A 23,404-nucleotide genomic window follows, 5' to 3' on the forward strand; every position below is an offset into this window, starting at 1 on the left:
CATCTTTTTGCCAATGCTAAATATTCAAAATTTCAAAACCTAAAAGTTTTTGCAAGTCTTATTGTCATTATCTTTTAACATTTCTTTAAAATAATTAGTTTCTACTAAAGAACTTTCATTGTAAGAGTTTATTTTACTATTTTTACATTCGATACTTTAAAAATAAATTATCACATATATGAATACAGTTGCTGAACATATTGCAGATTTTTTAAAAGAATACAAACCGTTTGATAATTTAACTTTTCAGGAATTATCAGATATTGCTACGAATATTCGTGTCATTAATTTAGAAAAGCATGCGGTATTATTTCAAAATAACGATCCGCTTCATGAGAACTTTTATGTTGTAGCTTCTGGTGTCATTAATCTTACGACTATTGCTGATGCCGAAGAAACTATCATAAATAAGTGTCATGAAGGCGATATTTTTGGTTTGCGTCCGTTTTTTGCCAAAAATAACTACATGATGACGGCTAAAGCGCGTGAAGAAAGTATTGTATATGCTATTCCAATTGCTGTTTTTAGACCTTTTGTAGCCAATAATTCTGATGTATTAAACTTTCTTCTAGAGAGTTTCGCCGTTAATTCACGCCACACCAAAGACAGCATGAGTTCTAACGGCAAGTTAGTTTCAGATTCTGATTATATAGATCAGCAGACAGAAATGCAATACATTCAGTCACTTAACTACAATAATTCACCGTTAACGACAAAAGCAGATTCTATAATTAAAGACGTTGCCATTTTAATGACAGATTCTATGTTAGATAACATTATAATCTGTGGCGAAAAAAATCACCCAATTGGTATAGTTACCAATGCCGATTTATCGTCAAAAATTGCAACAGGACGCTTTCCTATTACTGAATCTATCGATAAAATTATGTCGTCGCCAGTTGTAACAGTTCTAGAAAATGTCTCTTTGGCCGAAGCGCAATTATTAATGCTAAAACACAATGTAACGCACTTATGTGTTACTAAAGATGGCACAAGTAAATCTGTAGTTAAGGGGATTATTTCTGAGCACGATCTTATTGTAGCTCAAGCTAGTAACCCTGGTGTGTTAATTAAAGAGATTAAACGTTCTCAGCTTCCAAAAGATTTAAAACAAATACGTGATCGTCTATCAGATTTGATTCAGAATTCGATCCAAAAAAATATTCCCATCTCGCACGTTAGCAATATTGCAAGCGAGATTAACCTAGCTATTATTAAGAGAGCAGTCGAATTATCTATTTTAGATTTAGGCTCCCCTCCTGCACGTTTCGCTTGGTTAAGCATTGGTAGTCAGGGTCGTAAGGAGCAATTATTACTTACAGATCAAGATAGTATCTTAATTTTTGAAGATGTTACGCCAGAAAAATACAGAGAAGTAAAAGATTATTTCTTAAGATTGGCAAAACGCACTACTTCTATATTAGAAAAAGTGGGCTACGATTATTGTCCAAATGGACATATGGGAAGCAATATGCTTTGGTGCAAATCATTGAGCGACTGGACAAAACAATACAACAGCTGGATGAATACTCCGGGAGAAAACAGTAATGATTTGAGCAGTATTTTCTTTGATTACGAAATTGTTTTTGGAGAACCAAAAATTGAAGAAGCTATTGAAAACGTGATTTTTAAGAATGCCGTTAACAACACTTTATTCTTTGACTTTTTAGGGAACGATGCTTTGAAGAGAAATTCTCCTTTAAGCTTTTTCAAGAAATTTATTGTTGAAGAAGACGGTCCTAACAAAGATAAATTTGATATTAAGACTAGAGCTTTGATGCCATTAATTGATGGAGCACGTTTATTGATATTAAATGCAAATATTAAAGGAATTCAAAATACTTACTTAAGGTTCAAACAGTTGGCAATTACAGATTCTAAAAATGCTGAAATTTATTTAAGCTGTGCAGAAGCTTTCTTAACGCTTTCTAAATTTAGAACTGTTGAAGGATTAAAAAATGACGACTCGGGCCAATATATTAATTTAAGAGAAATGTCAAAAACTGACAAAGAGAAATTAAAAAATGCACTGTCCCCAATGAAAGACCTGGAGGAACTGATTAAGAGTAAATTTCAATTGACACAATTCTCATAAAATATGCTAGACTGGCTAAAAAACATTAACAAAGACTATCCAGAGTTCTGGAAAGACTATTTGACTAAATTCGAAACCAAACCTAATAAGTTTGTGGTTTTGTCTACTGAAACTTCTGGCTTAAATCCGGATAAAGATGTTGTTTTGTCTCTTGGAGCCTTCTCAGTTATTGACGACAGCATTGTTATTAAGGAAAGTTTCGAAACAGTCTTATTACAATATAAATACCTTCAGGATAACGGACTTTCTAATGAATTTATCATTGAAAGCAAAATGATGAAAATGCCTGAACCTGATGCTCTTGAAGCTTTTGTAAAATTTATCGGAAATTCAATTTTAGTTGGGCATCATATCAATTTTGATATTGAAATGCTGAATGCTGCCCTAGAACGCTTGAATTGTGGCCGATTAAAAAATGAAGCTTTAGACGTCGATGTGATGTACAGAAAATTGACTGATATAAACGACAAACAGTTTTCGCTTGACGATTTATGCGAAATTTATAAAATTCCAAAAAGTGATCGCAATTCTTCTTCTGAAGATGCATACCGAATTGGACTTTTGTTCTTAAAACTAAAATCTAGATTGGGAATCAAATAAATTTTTAAAAAAAACATCAATTACTAAAACTACAAAAAAGCCCCTCGTAACTTTGGTATAAATTATCTCAGCAGTACAAACAGAAAATCTACTTTAAATTTAAATTCTATGAAAAAACTATTATTTATTTTACCCATGCTATTTTTTGCATCAACAATTTTTGCACAAAAACAAGATCCCTCATCTAAGCGTATCTTAGGAAGCTGGTATTCTAAAACAAATTTGAATACTAAATGGGTTTTTAATCAAGATGGAAATGTTTACAATTATGACAACAACCAAATGAAAGTGATGTACAAATATACTGTCTCACGCAGCTGTCAGAATTATTCGGATAACAATACTGAATATGTAACTTTACGAGATAAAGATGGTAATGAATTTTGTTTTAAAATAAATGGAGTCAATGAGAAAAAAAATGGAATTTTATCTCTTACTAACTTAAGTAATTCGGAAACTCTTGTTTTCGTAAACGATGTAAACATAAAAATTGCAGAATAATAAAAAAAATCTACATTTTTAAATTAACAAATTATAATCGATTAATAAAAAACGCCTCTTAATTTTAAGAGGCGTTTTTAGATTTATATTTTTACTTAAGAAATTCTTTCTTTCATAATTTGCTCAACTACTTCAGGGTTTAATAAAGTTGAAGTATCTCCGAAATTAGAAAAATCTCCTTCGGCGATTTTACGTAAAATTCTACGCATAATTTTTCCAGAACGCGTTTTAGGCAAACCAGAAACGAACTGGATTTTATCTAATTTAGCGATCGGCCCAATGTGGTCTGCAATATATTGGTTGATCTCTTTAGAAAGGTTTTCTTTATTTCGAACTTCTCCTGTTTCTTTCAAGATTACATAACCGTATAAAGCATTTCCTTTAATATCATGAGGGAATCCAACAATAGCAGATTCTGCAACAGCTGGGTGCTCGTTGATCGCATCTTCAATTGGAGCAGTTCCTAAATTATGACCAGAAACAATTACTACGTCATCTACTCTACCTGTAATTCTGTAGTAACCGACTTCGTCTCTTAAAGCGCCGTCACCTGTAAAATATTTTCCAGGGAAAGCAGAGAAATAAGTGTCTTTATAACGTTGATGATCTCCCCAAATAGTTCTAGCGATTCCTGGCCATGGGAATTTAATACATAAACTTCCAACTACTTGGTTTCCTTCGATTTCATTACGTTTTTCATCCATTAAAACAGGTTGGATTCCAGGTAATGGCAATGTTGCATAAGTTGGTTTTGTTGGCGTAACAAAAGCAATTGGCGAAATCATGATTCCTCCAGTTTCTGTCTGCCACCACGTATCTACAACCGGACATCTCTTATCTCCAACGTGGTCATTAAACCAGTGCCAAGCCTCTTCGTTAATTGGCTCTCCAACAGATCCAATAACTTTAAGAGATTTTAGAGGATATTTTTGAATATAATCTAAACTTTCTTTTGCCAATGAACGAATTGCAGTTGGTGCCGTATAGAATTGTGTAATCTTATGTTTTTCGATAATATCCCAAAAACGGCTAAAATCTGGATAAGAAGGAACTCCTTCAAAAATTACAGTTGTAGCTCCGTTTAATAATGGACCATACAATATATAAGAGTGACCAGTGATCCATCCGATATCTGCTGTACACCAGAAAATATCATTGTCTTCGTAATTGAAAACATTTTTGAAAGTATACGCAGTATAAACCATATAACCGGCAGTAGTATGAACCATACCTTTTGGTTTTCCTGTTGATCCTGATGTATATAAAATAAATAACGGATCTTCGGCATCCATAATTTCCGCAACGCTGTTGTCTAAAGCTGCGTCTAATAATGGCTGCAACCAAACATCACGGCCCTCTTTCATTTTCACATCTGTCTTAGTTCTTTTTGCAACTAACACTTTTGTAACAGAAGGGCAAGTATCTAAAGCTTCATCTACAATTCCTTTTAAGTCAATTGTTTTGTTTCCTCTATAACCTCCGTCTGATGTAATTACCATTTTACACTCACAATCGTTGATTCTCGCAGAAACTGCAGAAGCTGAAAATCCAGCGAAAACAACAGAGTGAATAGCTCCAATTCTAGCACAAGCCAAAACAGAAACTGCCAATTCTGGAATCATTGGCAAATAAATGCAAACTCTGTCTCCTTTACGAACACCTTGCTCGCGAAGAACGTTTGCCATTTTTGAAACTCTTTCGTATAATTCATTATACGTTATATGTAAAGCTTCTTCAGAAGGATCGTTCGGTTCAAAAATAATTGCCGTCTTCTCTCCTCTTTTGCTTAAATGTCTATCAATACAGTTTTTAGTAATGTTAACTTTAGCGTCTGTAAACCATTTTACTTCTGCTTCAGCCATATTAAAATCAACAACCTTTTCCCATTGCTGGTACCATGTGAAATTCTCCTCAGCTATTTTTCCCCAAAACTTTCTTGGCTCCCTTATTGATTTATTGTAATGTTTAAAGTATTGTTCTAAATTTTCAATTTTGTAATAGCTCATCGTTTGTTGAATTTTTTTATAAATGTATTAAATCTGAACGTATCCGTGAAATAATTTAATTCATAAATTTTATTAAAAAAAAACATTTATTTAATAAAATATGATAATTATCTGAAATTATTTTAAATCCTTTATTTTTTATTGGCACTTAAGGCAAAAAAGGCATAATAAATAGATATTATGCCTTTTTTAATTTAACAAATTTCAATAACAATTAATTTTTTGCAAACCGCACTGCGAGACTTTTCTCTATTTTGAAAATAGCAGCATCATTATTAATTAAAACAGAAATTTCAACAAGTATATTTTATAAATATACCCCATTATTAGGGATCCGCTTCACTTAACTCTCTCATCGAAGTTAAGTGAATGCAATATGCATCTATATCTTTTATCTTAATAAGTGCTTACTAATTCAAAATATTACAAATCATTGATACAGTGCAAATCCCGCAAAATCGAATTCTGCGGGAATTCCCTTTTTTTTTATTATCCAATTTTTTTCATTGCTGTCATAGACTCTCTCAACCAAGCTCCTACTTCTTCGATAGGGTGTTGACGAATTTCTTTGTTTACAGCGATCAATACTGCATTATCAACTCCGTTTGATGTTGAAAATGGTTTACCAATAATATTAGTTTCTACTTTTTTCATGAATTCAGTCAATAATGGCTTACATGCATGATCAAATAAGTAACATCCGTACTCAGCAGTATCAGAAATTACGCGGTTCATTTCAAACAATTTCTTTCTTGCAATTGTGTTTGCAATTAATGGCAATTCGTGTAATGACTCGTAGTAAGCAGATTCTTCGATGATTCCAGCCTCAGTCATTGTTTCAAAAGCTAACTCAACACCAGCTTTTACCATAGCAATCATTAATACTCCATTATCAAAATATTCTTGCTCTGAAATTGGAGCTTCTTGTGGAGCCGTCTTTTCGAAGTTAGTTTCTCCTGTTGCAGCTCTCCATTTCAATAAGTTAACATCATCATTAGCCCAGTCAGCCATCATCGTTCTAGAGAATTCTCCAGAAATGATATCGTCTTGGTGTTTTTGGAATAATGGACGCATGATATCTTTCAATTCTTCTGCTAATTCGTAAGCTTCAATTTTAGAAGGATTATTTAAACGATCCATCATATTGGTGATACCACCGTGTTTTAAAGCTTCAGTGATAGTTTCCCATCCATATTGGATTAATTTAGAAGCATAAGCAGCATCAATTCCTTTTTCAACCATTTTGTCGAAACATAAAATAGATCCCGTTTGCAATAAACCGCAAAGAATAGTTTGCTCACCCATTAAATCTGATTTTACTTCAGCTACGAAAGATGATCTTAAAACTCCAGCTCTGTGTCCTCCAGTTGCTACAGCGTAAGCTTTTGCTTGATCTAAACCAAATCCGTTTGGATCGTTTTCTGGGTGAACAGCGATAAGAGTTGGAACCCCAAATCCTCTTTTGTACTCTTCACGTACCTCAGAACCTGGGCATTTAGGAGCACACATAATAACAGTGATGTCTTTACGAATCTGCATTCCTTCTTCTACAATGTTGAATCCGTGAGAGTAAGACAAAGTAGATCCCTGTTTCATTAATGGCATAATAGCAGTTACCACAGCCGTGTGCTGTTTGTCTGGTGTAAGGTTACAAACTAAATCTGCAGTTGGAATCAATTCTTCATAAGTTCCTACCGTAAAACCATTTTCAGTTGCATTTTTATAAGAAGCTCTTTTTTCTGCAATTGCATCTGCACGCAATGCATAAGAAATATCTAAACCAGAATCTCTCATGTTTAAACCTTGATTCAAACCTTGTGCTCCACAACCAACAATTACAACTTTCTTTCCAGCCAATGCTGCAATTCCGTCTGCAAATTCAGATTGCTCCATAAATTCGCAAACTCCTAATTGTTCTAATTGTAATCTAAGTGGTAATGTATTGAAATAATTTGCCATTTTTGTTTTAATATTTAATGAAATGAAATTTTAATATTGATTATATATAACTAAGATTTTATTATTTAAAGGTTTCTAATAAAGCAGAAATCTCCATTTTTTGTTTAGAAACTGATATTCTTCCCGAACGCACAAACTGCATAATTCCGTATGGTTTGAACTTTTCGTATAATTCTTCAATTTCAGAACGTCTTCCTGATTTTGAAATCACGAAGAAATCACGAGAAACCGTTACAATTGTAGACTGGCTTTCTTTGATGATATTCTGAATCTGTTTCTCGTCAAACAACAAACTTGAAGCGATTTTAAACAAAGCATTTTCTAAGAAAATCGTTTCTTCATCTGTATGATAAAATGCTTTTATAACTTCAATTTGTTTTTCAATCTGGCCTACAATATTCTGAACCCATTTTTCTGTCGTATTTACTACGATGATAAATCTTGAAACATTCTCTATTTCTGATTCTGAAACATTTAGACTTAATATATTAATGTGACGCTTTAAGAATATTCCAGATATTCTATTTAATAAACCCACATTATTTTCTGAGTATACCGATATGGTAAATGTTTTATCTTCCATGTTGTTTTTTAGTTTTTTTTTTCCCGATAAAAATCGGGATTGAAACTTTTCTTAACTTAATCTAATTTCTGACACACAAGCTCCTGTTGGAATCATTGGGAAAACGTTGTTTTCTTTTTCGACTACAACTTCTAAGAAGTATGAGTCTTTTGAAGCTAGCATCTCTGCGACCGCTGCATCTAGATCTTCACGCTGTGTAACTTTTTTAGATTTGATATGATATCCTTCAGCAATTGCAACAAAATTTGGATTAATCATTTTTGTTGAAGCATATCTGTTATCAAAGAATAATTCCTGCCATTGGCGAACCATTCCTAAGAATTCATTATTTAAAATAACAATCTTTACCGGAACTTGAGTTTGGAAAATAGTTCCAAGTTCTTGAATTGTCATTTGGAAGCCTCCATCACCAATAACCGCCACTACTTCACGCTCTGGTTTTCCCATTTTTGCTCCAATTGCAGCAGGTAATGCGAATCCCATAGTTCCTAAACCTCCAGAAGTAATGTTGCTTTTAGTTGAATTGAATTTAGCATAACGGCAAGCAAACATTTGGTGCTGACCCACATCTGAAACGATAATGGCATCTCCTTTTGAGTGTTTGTTGATCATTTCGATAGTTTCTCCCATCGAAATTCCTTTACCATTTGTTGGATTTAATTCTTCTTTTATTACTGAATCGTACTCAATTTTATTCAATTCTTTGAATTCATTGTGCCATAAATCATGTGATTTTGCATCAAGAAGAGGCAGTAAAGCAGCTAAAGATTCTTTTACATCTCCTAAAACTGCGATTTCTGTTTTCACATTTTTATCAACCTCTGCAGGATCGATTTCGAAGTGAATTACTTTTGCTTGTTTTGCATAAGTGCTTAATTTACCCGTAACACGATCATCGAAACGCATACCGAAAGCAATTAAAACATCACATTCGTTTGTTAATAAATTTGGCGCATAATTTCCGTGCATTCCTAACATACCAACATTTAAAGGATGATCTGTCGGTAAAGCTGATAATCCTAAAATTGTCCAAGCTGCTGGAATCCCAGCTTTTTCAACCACCGCTTTAAACTCAGCTTCTGCCTGACCCAAAATAATTCCTTGTCCAAAAACAATAAAAGGTTTTTTGGCACTATTGATTAAAGCTGCTGCTTCAGCAACTTTATCTAAATTTAATTTTGGAACCGGAACATAACTTCTAATCCCTGTACATTTTTCATAACTAAATTCGAACTCATCAAACTGAGCGTTTTTAGTAATATCTACCAATACAGGCCCTGGACGACCAGAACGAGCAATGTAAAATGCCTTTGCAATAATTTCAGGAATTTGAGAAGCTTCAGTTACCTGAAAATTCCATTTTGTAACCGGAGTCGAAATTCCGATAATATCTGTTTCCTGAAATGCATCAGATCCTAATAAATGTCTTCCAACTTGACCTGTAATACATACTAACGGAGTTGAATCGATTTGAGCATCTGCAATACCAGTCACTAAATTTGTAGCACCTGGTCCAGAAGTAGCAATTGCCACCCCTACTTTTCCCGTAGCTCTTGCATAACCTTGAGCTGCATGTGTTGCACCTTGTTCGTGACGTACTAAAACGTGGTGTAACTGATCTTGAAATTTATATAATTCGTCGTAAACTGGCATTATAGCACCTCCTGGGTAACCATAAATTAAATCTACTCCTTCTGCTAATAAACATCTTATAACGGCTTCTGCCCCTGATATTTTCATAGTATATTGTTTTTTCAATGTCAATTTCAATATCAAAATTCAATGGCAACGGCAAAAATCAATTTTAAATTAATCTTTTATATTTTTTATTGTAATTGCTATTGACTTTTGATATTGTAATTGTTATTGCTTTTTGAAATTGTTATTGTAATTAATTATCGGTTACGCATCCTGTTGATGCACTCGAAACCGATTTAGCGTATTTAAGTAAAACCCCTCTGTCAACTTTTAATTTCGGCTGAACCCAAGCCGCTTTTCTTGCTGCAAATTCTTCGTCAGATATCTTCAAGTCGATTGTATTTTTCACAGCGTCGATAGCAATTAAATCTCCATCTTTTACTAGTGCAATACCACCACCGTCATATGCTTCTGGTGTAACGTGACCTACCACGAAACCGTGCGAACCGCCCGAGAATCTACCGTCTGTGATTAGTGCACAACTGCTTCCTAATCCAGCTCCAATAATCGCAGATGTAGGCTTCAGCATCTCAGGCATTCCCGGACCACCTTTTGGCCCACAACCTCTGATGACGACTACATTACCTGGTTTAATTTTTCCGGCTTGAAGACCTGGAATTACTTCAAATTCACCTTCAAATACAACAGCTGGTCCTTCGAAATATTCTCCTTCTTTACCGCTGATTTTTGCTACAGCACCTTCAGAAGCAAGATTTCCGTATAATACCTGAATATTTCCTGTCGGTTTTAATGCTTTTTGAATTTCATGAATTACTTCTTGTCCGTCTTGCAAATCTGGAGTTGAAGCTAAGTTTTCTGCCACTGTTTTTCCTGTTACGGTCAAACAGTCTCCGTGAATAAGTCCTACTTTCAGCAAGTATTTCATTACCGCAGGAATACCTCCAACTTCGTGAATGTCTTCCATCATATACTTACCGCTTGGCTTCATATCTGCCAATACTGGTGTTCTATCATTAATCGCTTGGAAATCATCCAAAGTAATTGTAATTCCAACTGAGTGTGCCATTGCGATTAAGTGCATAACCGCATTTGTAGAACCTCCTAAAACGGCTACAATTGTAATTGCATTTTCGAAAGCCTTACGAGTCATAATGTCTCTTGGCTTGATATCTTTTTCTAATAATATTTTGATTGCTTTTCCAGCTTCCAAACATTCGTCTCTTTTTTCTTGGCTTAAAGCAGGATTAGAAGAACTGTAAGGCAAACTCATTCCTAATGCTTCAATTGCAGAAGACATTGTGTTTGCAGTATACATACCACCACAAGCACCAGCCCCTGGACAAGCATTCTGAATAACACCTTTAAAATCTTCTGGAGTGATTTCGCCTTTTACTTTTTTTCCTAAAGCTTCAAAAGCAGAAACAATATTAAGAGATTCTCCTTTCCATTTTCCAGAGTGAATAGAACCACCGTAAATCATCATTGACGGGCGATTCAATCTCCCCATTGCAATTAATGCACCTGGCATATTTTTATCGCAACCAGGAATTGCAATAATACTATCATACCATTGCGCTCCGGCAACAGTTTCAATAGAATCTGCAATTACATCTCTAGAAACCAGTGAGTAACGCATACCTTCAGTTCCGTTAGAAATACCGTCACTGACACCAATGGTATTAAAAATAAGTCCGACAAGATCCGCATCCCAAACACCTTTTTTAACATCTTTTGCTAAATCATTAAGGTGCATGTTGCAAGTGTTACCATCGTAACCCATGCTCACAATACCAACTTGTGCTTTCTTTAAATCTTCTTCAGTTAAACCAATTCCGTACAACATAGCTTGTGCCGCAGGCTGTGTTTGATCTTGTGTGATGGTCTTGCTGTACTTATTTAATTCCATTATTGCTTTTATTAATTTTTAATTTTTTATTCAAAAAAAAACCTTCCAGAATTTGGAAGGTTTGTAATATAGTCTTTCAATTATATTTATAACATTCCCGATGCAGATGTGTGAATCACATTGACAACAACGACAGAAGTAATAATAATTGAGATTTGCATCATTTATTTTTTTAGTGTCACAAAAGTAAGCAAACTTCTGGAAGTAAAAAAATAAAATCTCAACATTTCAAAGTCTTCTTGTTATTATCTTCACATTTTAACAAAAAATATTAAACAATTGTAGATTGTCCAATACTTACATTATCATTATTGAAATACAGCAAATCATCTTTGCTGAAAATAAAATTAGAAACGAACTCTCCTACTTCGTTTGTTCCAAATTTTGAATCTGGTTTCAAATCAACTGTAACCACTTTGTATTCAATTGCTTTTTCTACAGCTTTATAGATTACATGAGCTTCTTTAGTTAATCCAAAATGCTCTAACAAAAGCGCTGCCGCTAAAATCGAAGCAATCGGATTGGCGATGTTTTTTCCTTTTGCCTGCGGATATGATCCGTGAATTGGCTCAAACAAAGCATTTTTTTCTCCTAAAGATACTGATGGCAGTAAACCGATAGATCCTGTAATTACGCTTGCTTCGTCTGATAAAATATCTCCAAACAAGTTCTCAGTCAAAATCACATCAAATTGTTTCGGATTTAAAATCAGCTGCATCGCTGCATTATCCACAAATAAGAAATCAAGTTTAACATCTGGATAATTTTCGCTCACTTTCTGAACAACTTTTCTCCACAATCTTGAAGTCTCCAAAACATTGGCTTTATCTACCATTGTTAGCTTTTTGCGTCGTTTTTGTGCCGACTTAAAAGCTAAATGTGCAATTCTAGTAATTTCTTCTTCTGAATATTCACATAAATCTGAAGCGTGTGTTCCTTCTTCATTAAGTGTTTTTTCTCCAAAATAAGCTCCACCTGTCAATTCTCTAAAAATGGTAAAATCAGCTCCTTCAATAATTTCTTTCTTTAAAGGAGAAGCTTCAATTAAGGCTTTATAAGGTTTTATAGGACGAATATTAGCAAACAATCCTAATTCTTTTCGCAGTTTTAATAATCCTTGCTCCGGACGAACCTTTGCATTTGGGTTGTTATCGTATTTCGGATCTCCAATCGCACCAAGCAAAACTGCATCTGTATTTAAACAGAGATTCAGCGTTTGTTCCGGCAAAGGACTTCCCGTTTTATCAATAGCAACCGCTCCCATCAGCGCTTCCTCAAAAACAAATTCATGATTATACACTTCGCCAATGGCGTACAAAGCTTTCTTAGCTTGTAAAATTACTTCAGGTCCAATTCCATCTCCTGGTAAAACTGCTATTTTTAAATTCATAATCTCTCGCTATTTATGTCTTTAAATCCTTATTGTTCCTTAAATTCTTATTTTGAAATATTAACTTCTGATTAATTCTCCTTCTATTTTAGAAGCTTCGATAATCTGATGAATATCTGCATCAACCACTTCTTTTTTAATGTCAGCAAATTTCAAAAATTCGATGTAAACGATATCTAATTGTGTTTTTGTCAATTCGTAACCCACTTTTTTAGCACGGTAAGCCAAAGCAGCTCTTCCGCTTCTTGCTGTTAAAATGATTGAAGATTCATTAACACCCACATCTAGCGGATCCATAATCTCGTAAGTTGCTCTATTTTTGATAACACCATCTTGGTGAATTCCAGAACTGTGTGCAAAAGCATTTGCTCCAACAATCGCTTTATTTGGCTGTACAATCATTCCCATACTTTCAGAAACCAAACGACTCATTTCGTTCAATTCTCTTGTATTGATGTTTGTATCTAAATTTAAGTAAGGATGCTGTTTGAAAATCATTACCACTTCTTCAAGTGCCGTATTTCCAGCTCTTTCACCAATACCATTAATAGTACATTCTATTTGTCTTGCTCCATTTATAGCACCTGCTATTGAGTTTGCAGTTGCCATTCCTAAATCATTATGACAGTGACATGAAAGGATTACGTTTTCGATTCCTTTTACGTTTTCTTTTAAGTATTTAATTTTTGCTCCGTATTCTTCTGGAAGACAGTATCCAGTAGTATCAGGAATATTCAATACAGTTGCTCCAGATTTAATAACTTCTTCACAAACCTTAGCTAAGAACGCATTATCTGTTCTACCTGCATCTTCTGCGTAGAATTCTACATCTTCTACATAAGATTTAGCATGCGCTACAGCAAATTTTGCTCTTGCAATAATATCTTCAGGCGTTGTTTGTAATTTGTGGAGTATATGAGATTCTGAAGTTCCGATTCCAGTATGGATTCTTGGTTTCTTAGCGTGCTTTAAAGCAGCTGCTGCAACATCAATGTCGTTTTTTACGGCTCTTGTAAGTCCGCAGACGGTTGCATTTTCTACAATTTTACAAATCTCAGAGACCGATAAAAAATCGCCCGGACTTGACACAGGAAAGCCTGCTTCGATAATGTCAACTCCCATTTTGTCTAGTCGTTCTGCGATAACTAATTTTTGCTTAGTATCTAACTTACATCCTGGAACTTGTTCACCATCTCGCAATGTGGTGTCAAAAATTTGAACTTTCTCTCTATTCATATTCATTAATTTAATGTAATTTCACATCTTGATAACAAATATATATTGTACTATTACAGTATGAAATTCATTTTAATGAAATTATACTGTTCATAAAACGTTTTATCTTATACTAAACAACTCATAACCAATAAGTTATATTATTATTTTTTACAATGGCTAACCATCAAAAAGATTTCTTATTTGTTCTAATCAAATCACTTTCGAAATCAGAAAAAAGGCAGTTTAAAATTTTTGCAAGCCGATTAGAAACGAGTTCAAACACAAAATTTATCGAATTATTCAATATTTTAGATAAATCTGAAGTTTATGATGAAAAACTCATTCTTAAAAGTGGTATTATCCAAAAAGTACAGTTATCTAATTTAAAATCATACTTATACAAACAGATTCTAGTCAGTATAAGGTTAAATATTCCTAGTCAGAACATTCGTTATCAGCTTCGAGAGCAAATGGATTTTGCTGTTATTCTATATAATAAAGGATTATACAAACAGAGTTTAAAAATTCTAGACAAAACCAAACAGCAAGCTTTAGAAAATGACGAAAAATATATGGCGTATGAAATTGTTGAATTCGAAAAACTAATAGAATCGCAATATATTACACGAAGTATTCAAGGCCGTGCTGACGAATTGGTTGTTCAGGCCAAAGAGTTAAACTACCGAAATACCATTTCAAGCAAATTATCTAACTTATCGCTTCAATTGTACGGCATCATGCTAAAAACGGGTTACGTAAAGAGTGATGAGGAATACAAATATATAGACGACTATTTTAACAGACATATAGCAAAACTAGACGAAAGCAAGTTTGGGTTCCGCGAAAAATACTGGTTTTATAATGCTAATCTTTGGCGAAGCTTCCTAGTGCAAGATTTCTTGGCGAGTTATAAATTTGCCTACAAATGGGTTCAGCTTTTTTATGATAATCCAAATATGATTTATCTGAATCCTGTGTTTTTCTTAAAAGGAAACCACTATTTTCTGGAATCGCTTTATATGCTGAAATATACCTCGAATTTCAAGAGATATTTGAATCTTTTAGAAGAAACGATTGCAGATCCTAAGTTTCCTTCAAATGATAATCTTGCATCATTGTCTTTCTTATATGTATACAACAATAAATTAAATCTACATATTTTAGAAGGTACTTTCGCGGAAAGCGAATATTTGATTCCTGAGATTTTAAATAAACTGAAAGTACACAGCGAACATCTTGACGAGCATCACGAAATGTTGTTTTTCTATAAGATTGCTTCTATTTATTTTGGTAACGAAAAATACAATGAATGCATTAATTACTTAGATAAAATCATCAACAACAAAAACTTGACCATGCGCGAAGATTTAATGTGCTTTGCAAGATTATTGTCTCTGATTGCGCATTACGAGCTTGGGAAAGATTATTATTTAGAAAATCACCTGAAAAGCACATATAAGTTCTTATTGAAAATGAACGACTTGCACGAAGTTCAAAAAGAAATTATCAAGTTTTTAAGAAACCTAAACAACTTTTACCCTGCTGACATCAAAAAAGAATTCAAAAAAATGCATACTCGTTTCGTAGAACTTGAAAAGAACACTTACGAAAAAAGAGCTTTCTTATATCTTGATATTATTTCGTGGTTGGAAAGTAAAATTGAAAACAGAAAAATTGCTGATATTATAAAGGAGAAAGCGAAGTTGAATAACAGATAAATGTTTTAAATTCCAATAAAGAAATTCCAAATTCCAATCAAAAGGGTTGAAAAACAAAGTTTTTCAACCCTTTTTGTCATCCTGACGAACGAAGGATCACACTCGTAAATCAACAAAGATTGGAGAATTACCTTTAGATAGTTTCTAGTGTGATCCTTCGTTCAGGATGACATACTAAACGCTAAAAACAACAAACCCGACAGGTTTTTAAAACGTGTCGGGTTAATAACCATAAAAAAATCCCAAACTCCGATAATTGGAATTTGGGATTTTAAAAATTGAAAATTATCGTTTTTTTATTCGACTATATTAGAAGTTGTTACATAGAAATCTTTATCTACTTCTACTTTTCTGTCTTCACTTGTTGTTTTTACTGATTGCCATTCTGTCGTTGGTTTCAGCCAAGTTTCAACACCGTTTAATTTTACTCTTACTGGCATATCAAATTTAGAAACACAGTTTGTCCAGTGGTAACCGAAAGTTCCGTTTTTAAACATATATTCAAAAACCGGAATTTGAGTTGTAGTTAAATATTGTGCAAAAACCCTGTTGAAGTTAATTCCAGATTGCTCATTAATATAATCCTGAATCTGTTTTCCAGTAACCGTTTGATGATAGAAAGTCTTATTCATACCTCTTAAAATCGATTTCCATTTTGCATCATCATTGATGACCTGACGAATCATATGCAACATCGAAGCTCCTTTTGGATACATATCGCCAGAACCTTCATTATTCACATCATAATGTCCGATAATTGGAATATCATTTTGAATGTTTTTTCTACAGCCTATAACATATTCTGCACCAGCTTCTTTTCCGTAATAGTATTCAACAAATAAACTTTCTGAATAGTTTGTAAAACTTTCATGAACCCACATATCAGCAATATCTTTGTAGGTAATATTATTAGCGTACCATTCGTGCCCAGATTCGTGAATAATGATAAAATCAAACTTTAATCCCCATCCTGTTCCGCTCAAATCACGTCCTAAATATCCATTTTTATATTGATTGCCATAAGTTACAGAACTTTGGTGCTCCATTCCTAAATATGGAACTTCAACCAATTTATAGCTGTCTTCGTAGAACGGATAAGGTCCGAACCAGCTTTCAAAAGCCTTCAGCATTTTTGGAGCATCTTTAAACTGCTCTTTTGCTAAAGCTAGATTATCTTTTAAAACATAATAATTGCAGTCTAAGTTTCCTTTTTCGCCTTTAAAAACCTCAGAAAAATTCACATAATCACCAATATTGATATTTACGCCATAATTATTAATCGGATTTGCAACATACCAATTGAAAGTTTTAGTTCCGTCTTTTTCTTTTTTAACGCTCTGTAATCTTCCGTTTGAAACCTCTGTTAAGTCTCCTGGAACATTTACGCTGATTAGCATATTTTCTACTTCATCGTACATGTGATCTTTACATGGCCACCAAACACTTGCACCTAAACCTTGGCAAGATGTCGCAATAAAATCTTTTCCGTTTTTATCTTTTTTCCAAGAGAAACCACCATCCCAAGGAGCTCTAACAGCTTCTTTAGGTTTTCCTTCAAAGAAAACTACGATTTCTTTTACTGCACCAACTTTTTGCTTTTCTGTTAAAGTAATAAAGAAAGCATTTCCATTTCTTTCAAATTTTAAATCTTTACCATTCTGAGTTACTTTGGTAATATTCATTGGTTGCTGCAAATCGATCTGCATAAGATTGTTCTCTGTTAAAACAGTATAACGAACAGTATTTGAACCTGAAATAAATTTTTCTGCAGGCTTAACCTTTACATCAAGATGATAATATTTTAAATCCCACCAGGCTCTTTCTTTTGTGATGCTTCCGCGTAAAGTATCCTGATGTGTAAAAACGGTTTCTGACTTATTTAAAAGTCCCTGAGCATTGGCAGTAAAACCAACCAAAAAGGCGATAAAAATGCCACTAAAATATTTTTTCATTATTTATAAATTTGTACGAAATAAAGGATTTAAATCAGTTTATTTTCAACAAATGTAAACATTCAGATCAAGTATTTTAAAATTTTATGATTTCCGACAGAAAAAAAAATCATTTATTTCAATTAATCTTCTCTATTTTAGTGGTTTTAAAATACTAGAATCATATATGAGATTTGGCACAATACTTTCGTTTTTGCTGGTAATAATTGCAACTACTGTTAATTCACAAAATATCTTCATTCATAAAACAAATAAAAAAATAAAGATCGATGGTGATTTAACCGACTGGAAAATACCTTTTCTTGGCCCTTTTGTAATTCATAATACAGGAGAAAGCGCCACTCAAAAAACCTTGGTTTCGCTTTCGTGGAATAATAAAAACCTTTACATCGCTTACAACTGCACTGATTCTAAAATTGTTGGAACGCCACAAATAAAAGATTCGCAGATTTTTCAAACAGATGATTTAGCTGAAATTTTTCTTGATCCAGACGGAGATAGCCAAAACTATATTGAAATTGGAGTAAACGCATTTTCTACAAAATATGATTTACTTTTAAAATGCATTTCGGAAGAATGCGGAGGATGGAATACCTCAATGGATTTTGATGCTAAAGGTTTAGAAACTGTCAGTAAAATCAATAAAGACGGATACACTGTAGAAATAAAAATTCCTTTTTCTAGTCTTAGAAAAATTAAAAATGGCGGTTTTTCGAAACCTAAAGTCGGAACTAAATGGAAAGGAAATGCTTTTAGAATCGATTACGGTAACACAACCGAATATCTTGCTTTACAGGCTTATAATAGTTTAAAGTTTGGATTTCATCAACCGCAAGAATTTGCTGTTTTTGAGTTTGTGAAGTAATTATATAATGGGAAAAAATTGTACTTCTGTTGGCTTAAAATATTCTGCATCCTCAACTAAAAACTTAAAAGCCGTATTAGTTTTTGTCATTTTATAAACTTCAAAAATAGACTTGTTGCGTACAAAATGAGCATTTTGATAAAATCTATCATTAAAATTTCCATAAAATGCATACGTTTCCAAAAACATAGAAATCCCTTTCTTTAGAATTGTAAGATTTAAAAAAGCTTTGGGTAAGAATATATCGAGAAAAGCATTATTATCTACATACAGCTCTCCAGTACTTTCATTAATTGGATAAAAATTTCCATATGGAGATCTTTCCAAAAATAAAATCATTCTCTGTCCTTTTTTTAATTCTTTATTTCTTGGATCACATAACCATTCTTTCCAGATTGCTATATTAATTTTTGAGCTCGATTTCCCTTTTATGAACTCACTTATCGTGAACTCATATTCATTTTTAGAAACTTTAGAAATAGTTCCGTCAACAATCAAAACGGCTTTAGAAATAACCAACGAATATGGCATTACATTTTTCTTAAAGCCATAGTTTAAAATCGGAACCAAAAGCAAAAACAAGTATACAGCTAATCGCATAAATTATTATTTTACACTAAAATAGTATATTTTTTTGTTATAAAAGATAATACAAACATAGCCTGCGGTTTCAACCGCGGGAAGACATGCAATATAGCAATACGTTTCCCGCGGTTGAAACCGCGGGCTATATCATATAGATGCTTACGGAATTATTTGAAACTATTTTTGACGTTTCTTCAAAACTTCCACAACATCATTCAATTGATATCCTTTTGCTTGAAGCAGAATCAAATAATGAAACAATAAATCAGCGCTTTCGCTAAGGAACAAATCATCATTATTATCTTTAGCTTCAATAACCACTTCTACAGCTTCTTCGCCAACTTTTTGAGCAATTTTATTGATTCCTTTTTCAAATAGAGAAGCTACATAACTTTTCTCAGAATCAGCATTTTCTCTTCTGGTTTTGATTGTGTTTTCTAATTGAGAAATAAAACCGTAATTCGCATCATTTGGCTCTTGCCAACAAGTATCTGCTCCTGTGTGACAAGTCGGCCCAACTGGTTTTGCCTGAATTAAAAGCGTATCTCCGTCGCAGTCGTTTTTAATGCTTACTAAGTTTAAAAAGTTGCCACTCTCCTCACCTTTCGTCCAAAGTCTTTGTTTTGAACGACTAAAGAAAGTTACTTTTTGTGTTTCTATTGTTTTTTGAAGCGATTCTTCGTTCATATAACCCAGCATCAAAACATTTTTTGTTTCTGCATCCTGAATGATCGCCGGAATTAATCCGTGTGCGCTTTTGATATCGATGGCCATAATTATTTTAGATTTTTGATTTCAGATTTTAGATTCTTAAAGCTGAAATTGATTTTTTTATTTATTGATTGAAATTTGGATTTTTTACAACCTTACTTCAATACCATTATTCTTAAGTTCTTGTTTCAAAGCTTTGATTTCGATTTCCTTAAAGTGAAAAACGCTTGCCGCTAAAGCTGCATCAGCTTTTCCTTCTTTGAAAGAATCTACAAAATGCTGAATATTTCCAGCGCCTCCCGAAGCAATAATCGGAATATTTACTAGTTCTGAAAGTTTAGCCAAAGCTTCATTTGCAAAACCGTTTTTAGTTCCGTCATTATCCATCGATGTGAACAAAATTTCTCCAGCACCACGTTCTGCAACTTCAACAGCCCAATCGAATAAATTTAATTCAGTTGGCACTTTTCCGCCAACTAAATGTACAATCCATTGTCCGTCAATTTGTTTGGCATCGATTGCAACTACAACACATTGACTTCCAAATTTCTGTGCTAAATCATTAATCAACTGTGGATTTTTTACTGCCGATGAATTAATTGAGACTTTATCGGCTCCGTTATTCAGCAGAATATCAACATCTTCTATAGATGAAATTCCGCCGCCAACTGTAAACGGAATATTGATTTTCTCCGCAACACTTCGCACCATATTTACCAGTGTTTTGCGTCTCTCTTCTGTTGCCGAAATATCTAAAAAGACCAACTCATCTGCTCCTTCTCTTGAATAAATTTCAGCTAATTCCACAGGATCTCCAGCATCGCGCAAATCAACGAAATTAACGCCTTTTACGGTTCTTCCGTTTTTTATATCTAAGCAAGGTATTATTCTTTTTGCTAACATATTTTTGTTGTTTCACAGAGTCTCACAAAGAGTCCGCAGAGATTCGCAAAGATTTTTTTGTGAATCTTTGCGTTTTACTTTGTGCATCTTTGCGAAATAATCTATTTATTTAAAATATAATTTTCTAACTGTTTTAAAGTAATTCTTCCTTCGTAGATCGCTTTTCCGATAATTGTTCCTTCACAGCCTAACTCAGCTAGTTTTGGAAGCTCATCAAAAGTTGAAATTCCGCCAGAAGCGATTAGTTTTATGCCTTCAGCTTCTGCTAAAATTTTACTGTATAAATCGAAACTTGGACCTTGAAGCATTCCATCTTTGGCAATATCTGTACAAATAACATACTGAATTCCTCTTGATTGATAATCTTGAATAAACGGAACCAAATCTTCATTTGATTCTTCTAACCAGCCTGAAACCGCAATTTTTTCATCTTTAGCATCAGCTCCTAAAATAATTTTTTCTGAACCGTATTCTGAAATCCATTTTTCGAAAATTGCTCTGTTTTTTACCGCGATACTTCCGCCCGTAATTTGGTTTGCACCACTTTCAAAGGCAATTCTCAAATCATCATCCGACTTTAATCCGCCTCCAAAATCAATTTTTAAACTCGTTTGATTGGCAATTTGTTCCAATATCTTATAATTGACAATTTTGCTCGATTTTGCACCGTCAAGATCAACTAAATGCAAATATTCAATTCCGTGTGCTTCAAATGATTTCGCTACTTCAAGCGGATTTTCATTGTAAATTATTTTAGTATCATAATCACCTTTGGACAAACGAACGCATTTTCCTTCAATGATATCTATGGCTGGTATTATTCGCATTTAATTTTAGATTTTAGATTAACGATTTTAGATTTTTGATTCTCCAAAACCGATTAATATTTTTATTGGTTTTTAATTTTGGAATTTAATTTCAAAAAGTTTCCTAGTATTTTTTCCCCAACATCACCGCTTTTTTCTGGGTGAAATTGAGTTCCGTAAAAATTATCTTTCTGCAAAGCCGATGCATATTCAACGTCGTAATTTGTTGTAGCAATAGCTTCATCACAATTTGGCGCATAAAAACTATGAACCAAATACATGAATTCATTTTCAGAAATACCTTTAAACAAATCGGTTTTTAAATCATAAATCTGATTCCATCCCATTTGTGGCACTTTTACGTTGTTTGAAAATTTCAAAACATCAACATCAAAAATCCCTAAACCTTCTGTATTTCCTTCTTCTGTTTTATTGCACATCAATTGCATTCCAAGGCAAATTCCTAAAACAGGCTGTTTCAATTCTGGAATCAAACCATCCAAACCGCTTTCACGAAGTTTAGCCATTGCCGAACTCGCTTCGCCCACGCCCGGGAAAATCACTTTATCGGCCGATTTAATTTCGTCCGGATTATTACTCAAAACTGCCTTAAATCCCAATCTTTCAATAGCAAACATAATGCTCTGAATATTTCCTGCTCCGTAATTTATAATTACTATTTTCATTTTGTTTTTTGTTTGTTTTGTTTCAAGTTTAAAGTTTCAGGTTTCACGTTCTGTTAAGCAACTTGAAACTTTAAACCTGAAACTTGAAACAAATTTTAAAGCATTCCCTTTGTCGAAGGCAAAATCATTTTCTCAGTGTCTCTTTTTACGGCTACTTTTATTGCTTTCGCGAAAGCTTTGAATATTGCCTCGATTTTGTGATGTTCGTTGATTCCTTCTGCTTTGATATTTAAGTTGGCTTTTGCGCCGTCTGTAAATGATTTGAAGAAGTGATAGAACATTTCTGTTGGCATTTTACCCACCATTTCGCGTTTAAATTCGGTTTCCCAAATCAGCCAGTTTCTTCCTCCAAAATCAATTGCTGCTTGTGCTAGACAATCATCCATAGGAAGACAGAAACCGTAACGCTCGATTCCTAGCTTATTTCCTAACGCTTTCGCGAAAACTTCTCCTAAAGCAATTGCAGTATCTTCTATGGTATGGTGTTCATCTACTTCTAAATCGCCTTTTACAGTAATTTCCAAGTCCATTTGACCGTGACGTGAAATTTGATCTAACATGTGATCAAAAAATGCAATTCCAGTATCGATTTTACTTTTTCCTGTTCCGTCAAGATTTAAGTTGATGTAAATATCCGTTTCGTTTGTTTTACGCGTAATAGAAGCAGAACGCGCTTCTAATTTCAAAAATTCATAAATCTTCTTCCAATCCATTGACTGCAAAACGATTGTTTCGTTCAATTCTTCACGTTTTGCTGAAATTTCATTGCTTCCAGCGCCATCTGTTTCATTCATAAAAATGGCTTTCGCACCTAGGTTTTTAGCCAATTCCACATCTGTTAAACGATCTCCTAAAACAAAGGAATTCTCTAAATCATATTCTGGATTGTTTAAATATTTAGTCAGCATTCCTGTTCTTGGTTTGCGTGTTGGCGCATTTTCTTCTGGAAAACTTCTGTCTACGAAGATTTCATCAAAAACAACTCCTTCGTTTTCAAAAGCTTTTAGAATGAAATTCTGCGTTGGCCAAAAGGTGTTTTCAGGAAAACTATCCGTTCCTAAACCATCCTGATTGGTTACCATTGCCAATTCGTAATCTAATTCATTGGCAATTTTTGCCAGATATTGAAACGCTTTTGGATAAAACTCTAGTTTATCCAAGCTGTCTAATTGTAAGTTTTCAGGTTCTAAAACAATCGTTCCATCACGATCGATAAAAAGTACTTTTTTCATATTTTTTTGTTTTGCCACAGATTTCACAG

19 protein-coding genes are annotated in these 23,404 nt (G+C 33.6%); 5 read left to right on the forward strand and 14 right to left on the reverse strand.

All coding sequences use genetic code 11. The features are described from left to right. The first annotated feature begins 178 nt into the window (after window positions 1–178). The 3 genes from AC3Y25_RS17125 (at window position 179) to AC3Y25_RS17135 (ending at window position 3,196) form a co-directional block, all read left to right on the forward strand. Window positions 179–2,095, forward strand: a complete 1,917-nt coding sequence (locus AC3Y25_RS17125) for a DUF294 nucleotidyltransferase-like domain-containing protein (RefSeq protein WP_489903565.1) — start codon at window positions 179–181, stop codon at window positions 2,093–2,095. A gap of 3 nt (window positions 2,096–2,098) precedes the next feature. Continuing rightward, window positions 2,099–2,695: a 3'-5' exonuclease gene (locus AC3Y25_RS17130; protein ID WP_095929311.1), complete on the forward strand. Its 597-nt coding sequence runs from the start codon at window positions 2,099–2,101 to the stop codon at window positions 2,693–2,695. Between the two features lie 108 nt (window positions 2,696–2,803). Beyond that, entirely contained in the window at window positions 2,804–3,196 is a 393-nt protein-coding gene (locus tag AC3Y25_RS17135; RefSeq protein ID WP_489903566.1) for a hypothetical protein, read from the forward strand. Window positions 3,197–3,291: 95 nt separating this feature from the next. On the opposite strand, the gene acs is transcribed toward AC3Y25_RS17135, so the two are convergent. From acs to AC3Y25_RS17170, 7 genes are all read right to left on the reverse strand, one after another. Then, a complete protein-coding gene (gene acs, locus AC3Y25_RS17140; RefSeq protein ID WP_489903567.1) occupies window positions 3,292–5,202 on the reverse strand; it encodes an acetate--CoA ligase in 1,911 nt (636 codons plus the stop codon). Window positions 5,203–5,691: 489 nt separating this feature from the next. Continuing rightward, the gene (gene ilvC, locus AC3Y25_RS17145; RefSeq protein ID WP_095929308.1) at window positions 5,692–7,161 is read right to left on the reverse strand and encodes a ketol-acid reductoisomerase; all 1,470 of its coding nucleotides are present in this window, start codon (window positions 7,159–7,161) and stop codon (window positions 5,692–5,694) included. A gap of 61 nt (window positions 7,162–7,222) precedes the next feature. Beyond that, a complete protein-coding gene (gene ilvN, locus AC3Y25_RS17150; RefSeq protein WP_144212769.1) occupies window positions 7,223–7,744 on the reverse strand; it encodes an acetolactate synthase small subunit in 522 nt (173 codons plus the stop codon). A 51-nt stretch (window positions 7,745–7,795) separates the two neighbouring features. Continuing rightward, the gene (gene ilvB, locus AC3Y25_RS17155; RefSeq protein ID WP_250836113.1) at window positions 7,796–9,484 is read right to left on the reverse strand and encodes a biosynthetic-type acetolactate synthase large subunit; all 1,689 of its coding nucleotides are present in this window, start codon (window positions 9,482–9,484) and stop codon (window positions 7,796–7,798) included. Window positions 9,485–9,635: 151 nt separating this feature from the next. Then, window positions 9,636–11,309, reverse strand: coding sequence for a dihydroxy-acid dehydratase (gene ilvD / locus AC3Y25_RS17160; RefSeq protein WP_286968265.1), 1,674 nt, complete (start codon window positions 11,307–11,309; stop codon window positions 9,636–9,638). Between the two features lie 271 nt (window positions 11,310–11,580). Next, a complete protein-coding gene (gene leuB / locus AC3Y25_RS17165) occupies window positions 11,581–12,699 on the reverse strand; it encodes a 3-isopropylmalate dehydrogenase (RefSeq protein ID WP_489903568.1) in 1,119 nt (372 codons plus the stop codon). 60 nt (window positions 12,700–12,759) lie between these two features. Continuing rightward, window positions 12,760–13,935 carry a 2-isopropylmalate synthase gene (locus AC3Y25_RS17170; RefSeq protein ID WP_095929340.1) on the reverse strand — a complete coding sequence of 392 codons (1,176 nt, stop codon included), beginning with the start codon at window positions 13,933–13,935 and terminating at the stop codon, window positions 12,760–12,762. A 155-nt stretch (window positions 13,936–14,090) separates the two neighbouring features. Between AC3Y25_RS17170 and AC3Y25_RS17175 the strand changes: the two genes are divergently transcribed. Next, a complete protein-coding gene (locus tag AC3Y25_RS17175) occupies window positions 14,091–15,635 on the forward strand; it encodes a hypothetical protein (RefSeq protein ID WP_250836110.1) in 1,545 nt (514 codons plus the stop codon). 296 nt (window positions 15,636–15,931) lie between these two features. Here the strand turns inward: AC3Y25_RS17175 and AC3Y25_RS17180 are convergent, their stop codons facing one another. Beyond that, window positions 15,932–17,587: a M1 family metallopeptidase gene (locus tag AC3Y25_RS17180; RefSeq protein ID WP_489903569.1), complete on the reverse strand. Its 1,656-nt coding sequence runs from the start codon at window positions 17,585–17,587 to the stop codon at window positions 15,932–15,934. Window positions 17,588–17,753: 166 nt separating this feature from the next. Here AC3Y25_RS17180 and AC3Y25_RS17185 point away from each other — a divergent pair, with 166 nt between their 5' ends. Then, window positions 17,754–18,452: a carbohydrate-binding family 9-like protein gene (locus AC3Y25_RS17185; protein ID WP_489903570.1), complete on the forward strand. Its 699-nt coding sequence runs from the start codon at window positions 17,754–17,756 to the stop codon at window positions 18,450–18,452. Here AC3Y25_RS17185 and AC3Y25_RS17190 read toward each other — a convergent pair whose 3' ends face one another. From AC3Y25_RS17190 to hisB, 6 genes are all read right to left on the reverse strand, one after another. Further along, on the reverse strand, window positions 18,453–19,052 hold the full coding sequence (locus AC3Y25_RS17190; protein WP_427873751.1) for a hypothetical protein: 600 nt from the start codon (window positions 19,050–19,052) through the stop codon (window positions 18,453–18,455). A 162-nt stretch (window positions 19,053–19,214) separates the two neighbouring features. After that, on the reverse strand, window positions 19,215–19,814 hold the full coding sequence (gene hisIE, locus AC3Y25_RS17195) for a bifunctional phosphoribosyl-AMP cyclohydrolase/phosphoribosyl-ATP diphosphatase HisIE (protein WP_489903602.1): 600 nt from the start codon (window positions 19,812–19,814) through the stop codon (window positions 19,215–19,217). Between the two features lie 81 nt (window positions 19,815–19,895). Next, the gene (hisF, locus tag AC3Y25_RS17200; protein WP_489903571.1) at window positions 19,896–20,651 is read right to left on the reverse strand and encodes an imidazole glycerol phosphate synthase subunit HisF; all 756 of its coding nucleotides are present in this window, start codon (window positions 20,649–20,651) and stop codon (window positions 19,896–19,898) included. 101 nt (window positions 20,652–20,752) lie between these two features. Continuing rightward, the gene (gene hisA, locus AC3Y25_RS17205) at window positions 20,753–21,478 is read right to left on the reverse strand and encodes a 1-(5-phosphoribosyl)-5-[(5-phosphoribosylamino)methylideneamino]imidazole-4-carboxamide isomerase (protein ID WP_489903572.1); all 726 of its coding nucleotides are present in this window, start codon (window positions 21,476–21,478) and stop codon (window positions 20,753–20,755) included. A 62-nt stretch (window positions 21,479–21,540) separates the two neighbouring features. Continuing rightward, a complete protein-coding gene (gene hisH / locus AC3Y25_RS17210) occupies window positions 21,541–22,143 on the reverse strand; it encodes an imidazole glycerol phosphate synthase subunit HisH (protein ID WP_489903573.1) in 603 nt (200 codons plus the stop codon). 95 nt (window positions 22,144–22,238) lie between these two features. Beyond that, complete coding sequence (hisB, locus tag AC3Y25_RS17215) at window positions 22,239–23,375, reverse strand: bifunctional histidinol-phosphatase/imidazoleglycerol-phosphate dehydratase HisB (protein WP_489903574.1); 1,137 nt, start codon at window positions 23,373–23,375, stop codon at window positions 22,239–22,241. Window positions 23,376–23,404 lie beyond the last annotated feature (29 nt).

Source organism: Flavobacterium sp. LK-23, assembly GCF_058135255.1.

Coding starts and splice junctions, on each gene's coding strand:
- leuB (WP_489903568.1), bottom strand. CDS start 12,699: ATGAATTTAAAAATAGCAGTTTTACCAGGAGATGGAATTGGACCTGAA.
- AC3Y25_RS17190 (WP_427873751.1), bottom strand. CDS start 19,052: ATGCGATTAGCTGTATACTTGTTTTTGCTTTTGGTTCCGATTTTAAAC.
- hisF (WP_489903571.1), bottom strand. CDS start 20,651: ATGTTAGCAAAAAGAATAATACCTTGCTTAGATATAAAAAACGGAAGA.
- ilvD (WP_286968265.1), bottom strand. CDS start 11,309: ATGGAATTAAATAAGTACAGCAAGACCATCACACAAGATCAAACACAG.
- hisB (WP_489903574.1), bottom strand. CDS start 23,375: ATGAAAAAAGTACTTTTTATCGATCGTGATGGAACGATTGTTTTAGAA.
- ilvC (WP_095929308.1), bottom strand. CDS start 7,161: ATGGCAAATTATTTCAATACATTACCACTTAGATTACAATTAGAACAA.
- AC3Y25_RS17125 (WP_489903565.1), top strand. CDS start 179: ATGAATACAGTTGCTGAACATATTGCAGATTTTTTAAAAGAATACAAA.
- AC3Y25_RS17185 (WP_489903570.1), top strand. CDS start 17,754: ATGAGATTTGGCACAATACTTTCGTTTTTGCTGGTAATAATTGCAACT.
- AC3Y25_RS17135 (WP_489903566.1), top strand. CDS start 2,804: ATGAAAAAACTATTATTTATTTTACCCATGCTATTTTTTGCATCAACA.
- AC3Y25_RS17180 (WP_489903569.1), bottom strand. CDS start 17,587: ATGAAAAAATATTTTAGTGGCATTTTTATCGCCTTTTTGGTTGGTTTT.
- ilvB (WP_250836113.1), bottom strand. CDS start 9,484: ATGAAAATATCAGGGGCAGAAGCCGTTATAAGATGTTTATTAGCAGAA.
- AC3Y25_RS17170 (WP_095929340.1), bottom strand. CDS start 13,935: ATGAATAGAGAGAAAGTTCAAATTTTTGACACCACATTGCGAGATGGT.
- ilvN (WP_144212769.1), bottom strand. CDS start 7,744: ATGGAAGATAAAACATTTACCATATCGGTATACTCAGAAAATAATGTG.
- hisA (WP_489903572.1), bottom strand. CDS start 21,478: ATGCGAATAATACCAGCCATAGATATCATTGAAGGAAAATGCGTTCGT.
- AC3Y25_RS17175 (WP_250836110.1), top strand. CDS start 14,091: ATGGCTAACCATCAAAAAGATTTCTTATTTGTTCTAATCAAATCACTT.
- hisH (WP_489903573.1), bottom strand. CDS start 22,143: ATGAAAATAGTAATTATAAATTACGGAGCAGGAAATATTCAGAGCATT.
- AC3Y25_RS17130 (WP_095929311.1), top strand. CDS start 2,099: ATGCTAGACTGGCTAAAAAACATTAACAAAGACTATCCAGAGTTCTGG.
- acs (WP_489903567.1), bottom strand. CDS start 5,202: ATGAGCTATTACAAAATTGAAAATTTAGAACAATACTTTAAACATTAC.